The following is a 5,758-nucleotide window of genomic DNA, read 5'->3' on the forward strand; positions in this document are numbered from 1 at the left end:
GGCCGACCCGCCCCGCCACCGGGGCGCCCCGTCCAATCAGACAGGTCTGTCACCCCAACCCCGAGCCAGCCACAGCCACCCCGGCCCCGAGCCAGCGACCGCCGCCCGACCCGGCCACCCGCACCGCGGCCTGAGCCGGCCGCCCGCACCGCAGCCCCGACCCGGCCACCCGCACCGCGACCCGACCCGGCCACCCGCACCGCGACCCGACCCGGCCGCCCGCGGTCGCGGGCCAGACACAGCCGCCCCGACCTCCGATCAACCACCCGGCCCGCTGCCCCGAACCCGAACCACCCGACCTTGGTCCACGAGAAATCACCCAGGGCTGTGGGCGGCGCCCGAAGCCCAGGAGCCGAGGGCTAGGGCAGGTTGCCGCGGCAGAGGGTCAGGACGGCGAGTGCGATCTCCGCGCCGCGCGGCCCGAGCTCGTCCGCCCAGGAGGTTATGATCGAGTTCTCCCGCCCGTGCTCGACCCGCGGCCCGCCTTCGGAAGCGCGCAGTGCCTGCACCTGGCGGGACACCTCCTTGCGGGTGGCCACCAGCGCACGGATCCGGGCGTCGATGTCATCGATCATCTGGCGCCCCTCCTCGATGGAGGAGATCGTCGGCGCGTCGGTGGGCGCGGCCGGCTGGGGGATGGCGGCGGTGTCGGCTGCCGTCGTGGAGATGGAGGCGTCGACTACGTTCGTCACTGGTGGGCCCTTCGCGGTAGGGCTCGACGCGACCCGCGCCACAACGGGCCCGGGTGTTGCCGGGCTGTGGTCTGACGCGGAGCCGCGTTCGATCAGCGGCAGAGCGGGGACCGTACCCGGCCCCCGTAAAACTTTCGCGGTGGACGAAGACCGACCCGGCCGACTCCCGGCCGCCCGATCCCGGCCAGCGGCGCCTTCACGCGCACCTTTGGCCCACCGACATGCATGGACCGAGCATGCCAGGCGGGCTCCGTGCCGTCCAGAAGGTACGGATGTGAGCCTGGCTCGGCCCAGCCGGGCGGGATGATCGGCCCGGCCGAGGCGGGATGATCGACCCCGCCGCCGGGNGCGATGATCGGCTCATGGACCAGATGGAGCTGGCCGGGATGCCCCGCCGGCTGTTCTCCTGCACCCCGTCACGGTTGTCGGCGTTCGAGGACTGCCCGCGTCGCTACCGGATGATCTACCTGGACCGGCCGGCGCCGCCCAAGGGCCCGCCCTGGGCGCACAACTCACTCGGCACGAGCGTGCACAACGCGCTGCACCGCTGGTGGGATGTGCCGCTGCCGGCCCGCACGCCGGTGCGGGCCGGCTCGCTGCTGCGCTCCGGCTGGGTCGAGGACGGGTTCCGCGACCGTGAGCACTCAACCACCTGGCGTGAGCGCGCCGCGGCCATGGTCGAGAGCTACACCGCCGGCCTCGACCCGGCGGCCGAGCCGCGGGCCGTGGAACGCCAGGTCGCCACCCGCACCGAGGAACTCGCCTTCCACGGCCGGGTCGACCGTCTCGACGAACGCGGCGGTGAACTCGTCGTGGTCGACTACAAGACCGGCCGTCGTCCGCTCACCGACGCGGACGCCCGTGGGTCCTCGGCGCTGGCGCTCTACGCCCTCGCCGCCGGGCGGATGCTGCGGNAAGTGTGTCGCCGGGTCGAGCTCCACCACCTCCCGAGCGGGTCGGTCGCCGTCGCGGAGCACACCGAGGAGTCGCTCGAACGTCATGTGCGGCGCGCGGAGTCCGTGGCGCGGGATGTCACCGCGGCCACCGAGCGGCTCCGTGCCGGCGTCGACGCCGGCACCGCCTTCCCGCCCAGCCCGGGGCCGCTGTGCTCCTGGTGCGACTTCCGGCGGCACTGCGCCGAGGGACGTGCGGTTTCACCCGACCGCGAACCCTGGGCCGCCCTGGCGGAGTGACGGCGAGCTGGGCGGTTGGCGGGGGATGGCGGGTCATGGCGGTCANGGCGGGGGGGGGCGACCGCCGGTGGGTGGCAGTTTGTTGCCAGGGGACTCGCCGGCCGGCCTGCGCGGTGAAGCTCGCCGAGCCTTCTACCCTTGGCGCCGGGAGCGGAGCGGTCGATGAGGTGTCGCCCACCTGCCCGGCCGCCGCGTCCCCGACGTTCGTCACTGACCAGGTCGGGAGCTGTACCGGTGCCGCGCAAGTTCGACCTCACCCATCGGGATCTCGCCAGCGCGTCGTGGCGCTCCGCACGGGCGGGCGACGACGAGCCGAACCGGGTGGAGGTCGCGAGGATCCCCGGGGGCATGGCCATGCGGGACTCGGACCGGCCGGTCGGTCCGGTGCTGCTGTTCACCGACGCGGAGTGGGACGACTTCATCGCCGGTCTGGGCGACGGCGAGTTCGACCTGACGCCCTGAGCGGCGCCGCTGGCCCGCGGGTGAAGCCCGGCGGGCTGCTGACCCGCGGGTGAAGCCCGGCCGCCGCCCGGCCACGCGCGGTCCGGGCGGATACCACGGCGGCGGGCCGGACGGCGGTTGTCAGGGCCCGGTCAGCTCAGGGCCCCGGCGCGGACCGCTTTGACGAAGGATGACCAGGAACGTTCCGAGAACATGAGCGTTCCCCCGGCGCGGTCCTTGGAGTCCCGTACGAACGCCGTACCCGGCCCGGGCGCCCATTCGACGCAGTTTCCACGCGGCTGGCTGTACGTGCTCGTCCGCCAGAGCAGAGCCTCGGCGCCGCTCGTGCCGCCGCTGCCCGTATATGCGTTCACTCTGCTTTCACCTTCTCGACTATGCGCATGATCATGGCGCCTGCCTCCCCAGGACCGAGAGCGCAGGCCCGGAGTTTGTCGAAGGCGACCCTATATCGGCGCACCTCGTGAGCCTTTTCCAGGTAGACCGCGCCGGAGAGGGCTTCCAGATAGACCACGGGTTGGTCCCGGGTGTCTGGGAACTCGAACAGAGTGAACGGAAAGCCCTGCGCCGGGTAACCGCCCGCTTGGAAGGGGATCACCCCCAGGACAACCCGGCCGCTGGCGGCCTCGGCGAGCAGATGTTCCAGCTGCCCGCGCAGGACCTGGGGGCCACCCACCGGCCGGTGGAGGACGGCCTCGTCGAGGAGCGCGTGGATGAGCGGCCGGCCGGTGCCCAGGCGCCGCTTCTGTCGCTCCCGCTTGAGTGCGACCGTCCGCTCGGCTTCGGACGGTGATCCGTCCCGGTCGAAGTCCAGGGCCAGCGCGCGGCTGTACTCCTCGGTCTGCAGCAGGCCCGGCACCAGCACCGACTCGTAGGTGAGGATCGTCTCGGCGTCGCCCTCCAGGCCGATGAGGGTCTCCAGCCAGTCCGGCACCGTGTCGCCGAAGGACTGCCACCAGCCGTGTTCCTTCGACTGGCGGACCAGGTCGAGCAGGGTCTCCNGCTCGGCGTCGTCCCGCACCTGGTAGAGGTCNAGCAGGTCGCGGACGTCGCGGACGCGTGCCGGGGTCCGCCCCGTCTCGACCCTGCTGATCTTCGACGCGGAGCACTCGAGGTGGCGTGCGGCGTCCTCCGCCGACAGGCCGGCCTGGTCCCGGAGCCGCCGGAGCTCGGTGCCGAGCCGCCGACGGCGCACTGTGGGGCTTCCCCCGATGGTGAGCTCGGACATGGTGCCTCTCTGTGGCCGTTTTCCTGATGCCGTGCACGTCATCCTCATGCGCGTGGCCGTGCCACGGCCGGGACATCCGCGGGCCGAACCGGGTTCATCAACGGCGGGGCGCGCGCGATGAGCACACCGAAGGGAACAGTGAGTTCTGCCGCCACGGGGCTACCGAGTGTTCGTCTCATTAATAAATAGTTTGTTGAATTCAACCGTTCGCGTGCCAATGTAGCCTGAGGGTCATGATCTCAGCATAAGTTGACCGGGGGCAGGAACAATGGATGCACAATCGTGGTGAATGCATGTGCGTTACTCACGTGTCCCAGCTGACACTATGTGTCCGGTATCTTGCTTTTGGTGGCGAGGGGGCGGTTCTGTACAGGGCCGCCGCTGCCGCCGGACGGGGTGGTCGTGATGAACGGTGGGTCGGGCGCTCGCCTGGTGGGCAGGAACGTTCCGGTTGCCGGCGGATCCGTGTTCGTGCGATCCGCCGGTCAGGCCGGCCCGGGGGCGTCACCAGGTGACCCGCCCGGCCAGTCGCCGACCGGCGCGGGCGGCGAGACACGCCGTTTCCAGGTGTTCGACGGTGACGGTCAGTTCGTCGGCATGTTCGCCAGCTGGGATGTCGCCCATGCCTGGGGGCATCGGCGCGCGGCCGAGCCGCTCACCCGGCTGCCGATCCGTATCGAGGACCAGCTCGACCGCCGGACCTGGACCGTCGGCCCCGGGCAGTGTCGGCTGACGGTGTGGCGGCGCCCGGCCGAGCGCGAGCCGGCCGCCTCCTGGGCCGCCGCCGCGTTCTCCGCGAGCTCGGCCACGACTCCGCGGGCACCCCGGGCCGCGCAGACCGCCGCCGGCCCGCCAGGCGGCCAGCAGGTCAGGCGGGCCGGGAACTGAGGGTGCGGGTGTCCGGTGGCGGCGGGGCTCATCATGGGCAGGTGGAGGAAACGACCGAGCGGAACTCGACCGGGCCGGGCGGCCCGGCGGCCAGGATCTCGGCGAAGGCGCAGACCTTCACCGAATCGGTGATCCGCGACATGACCAGGCTCGCGTTGCAGCACGACGCCGTGAACCTGGCCCAGGGATTCCCGGACTTCCCCTGTCCCGCCGAGCTCAAGGAGGCCGCCAAGGCAGCGATCGACGCCGACGTCAACCAGTACGCGATCACCTGGGGCGCCCCGGGGCTGCGGGCCGCGATCGCCGCCAAGATCGCGCGGACCTATCCCGGCTGGTCCGTCGACCCGGAGACGGAGATCTGCGTCACCTGCGGATCAACCGAGGCGATGATCGCCTCGATGCTGGCGCTGGTGGACCCGGGCGACGAGGTCGTTCTCTTCGAGCCCTTCTACGAGAACTACGGCCCGGACGCCATCCTCTCCGGCGCGGTGCCCAGGCTCGTCCGGCTGCGCGGTCCGGACTGGTCGATAGACGAGGCGGAACTGCGCGCGGCCTGCTCGGACCGCACCCGCGCCATCGTCGTCAACACCCCGCACAACCCGACCGGCAAGGTCTTCGACGCCGCCGAGCTCGCGCTCATCGCCGAGCTCGCCCAGCGCCACGACATCCTGGTGCTGACCGACGAGATCTACGAGCACATCCACTACCTCGGCCCGGGTGGCCACATCCCGCCGGCGACCGTCCCCGGGCTGGAGGACCGGACGATCACGGTGAACGCGCTGTCGAAGACCTACGCCGTCACCGGGTGGCGGGTCGGGTGGACCGTCGCGCCCGCCCCGTACACCGCTGCCATCCGCAAGGTGCACGACTTCCTGACCGTGGGGGCGGCCGCGCCGTTGCAGGCGGCCGGAATCGCCGCGATGGAGCTGCCCACCAGCTACTACGCCGAGCTGGCTGAGAACTACCGGCAGCGGCGTGACCTGCTGTGCGGGGCGTTGGAGAGCGCCGGATTCCTCCTGCGCCCGCCGGACGGCGCCTACTACGTCATGTGCGACACCACCAAGCTGGACCCGGACGGCGACGACGTCGCCTTCACTCGGCGGCTGGTGCGGGAGTTCGGGGTCGCGGGGGTGCCCGGCTCGTCCTTCTACGCCGACCCCGCCGACGGGCGACACATCATCCGTTTCGGCTTCCCCAAGAAGCTGGCGACCCTGCGCGCGGCCCAGGACCGGCTCCGGGGGCTGGCCCGCTGACCGGGCCGGCATGGCTGGCCCGGCTGGTATGGCTGGCCCGGCTGG

Annotated in this window: 7 protein-coding genes and 2 pseudogenes; 5 read left to right on the plus strand and 4 right to left on the minus strand. The window is 72.0% G+C overall.

Going from position 1 to position 5,758, the window contains the following annotated elements:
- Positions 1–359: 359 nt before the first annotated feature.
- Positions 360–692, minus strand: a complete 333-nt coding sequence (locus UG55_RS13960) for a chorismate mutase (protein WP_066068156.1) — start codon at positions 690–692, stop codon at positions 360–362.
- 362 nt (positions 693–1,054) lie between these two features.
- Here UG55_RS13960 and UG55_RS13965 point away from each other — a divergent pair.
- The 3 genes and pseudogenes from UG55_RS13965 to UG55_RS13970 form a co-directional block, all read left to right on the plus strand.
- Positions 1,055–1,606 (plus strand): PD-(D/E)XK nuclease family protein (locus UG55_RS13965; protein WP_242424306.1); only part of this gene is annotated, 552 nt, incomplete at its 3' end.
- Between the two features lies 1 nt (position 1,607).
- Positions 1,608–1,885 (plus strand): annotated as a pseudogene (locus UG55_RS36690) (recombinase RecB); the annotation flags it as partial.
- 234 nt (positions 1,886–2,119) lie between these two features.
- The gene (locus tag UG55_RS13970) at positions 2,120–2,347 is read left to right on the plus strand and encodes a DUF397 domain-containing protein (RefSeq protein WP_066068159.1); all 228 of its coding nucleotides are present in this window, start codon (positions 2,120–2,122) and stop codon (positions 2,345–2,347) included.
- Positions 2,348–2,478: 131 nt separating this feature from the next.
- Here the strand turns inward: UG55_RS13970 and UG55_RS27330 are convergent, their stop codons facing one another.
- The 3 genes and pseudogenes from UG55_RS27330 to UG55_RS36700 form a co-directional block, all read right to left on the minus strand.
- Positions 2,479–2,700: a DUF397 domain-containing protein gene (locus UG55_RS27330; protein ID WP_083986792.1), complete on the minus strand. Its 222-nt coding sequence runs from the start codon at positions 2,698–2,700 to the stop codon at positions 2,479–2,481.
- Positions 2,697–3,278: a DUF5753 domain-containing protein gene (locus tag UG55_RS36695; RefSeq protein WP_313954611.1), complete on the minus strand. Its 582-nt coding sequence runs from the start codon at positions 3,276–3,278 to the stop codon at positions 2,697–2,699. Before UG55_RS36695 ends, UG55_RS27330 begins: the two co-directional genes overlap by 4 nt.
- Before the next feature lie 100 nt (positions 3,279–3,378).
- Positions 3,379–3,620: pseudogene (locus UG55_RS36700) on the minus strand (helix-turn-helix domain-containing protein); the annotation flags it as partial.
- Between the two features lie 423 nt (positions 3,621–4,043).
- On the opposite strand from UG55_RS36700, the gene UG55_RS13980 reads away from it, so the two are divergent.
- Together UG55_RS13980 and UG55_RS13985 are read left to right on the plus strand one after the other, a co-directional pair.
- Positions 4,044–4,460 (plus strand): hypothetical protein, encoded by a 417-nt coding sequence (locus tag UG55_RS13980; protein WP_128422992.1) that lies wholly within the window; start codon positions 4,044–4,046, stop codon positions 4,458–4,460.
- Positions 4,461–4,501: 41 nt separating this feature from the next.
- Entirely contained in the window at positions 4,502–5,713 is a 1,212-nt protein-coding gene (locus tag UG55_RS13985) for a pyridoxal phosphate-dependent aminotransferase (RefSeq protein WP_066068173.1), read from the plus strand.
- The last annotated feature ends 45 nt before the right edge of the window (positions 5,714–5,758 follow it).

It is taken from the genome of Frankia sp. EI5c (assembly GCF_001636565.1).
Classification (GTDB): domain Bacteria; phylum Actinomycetota; class Actinomycetes; order Frankiales; family Frankiaceae; genus Parafrankia.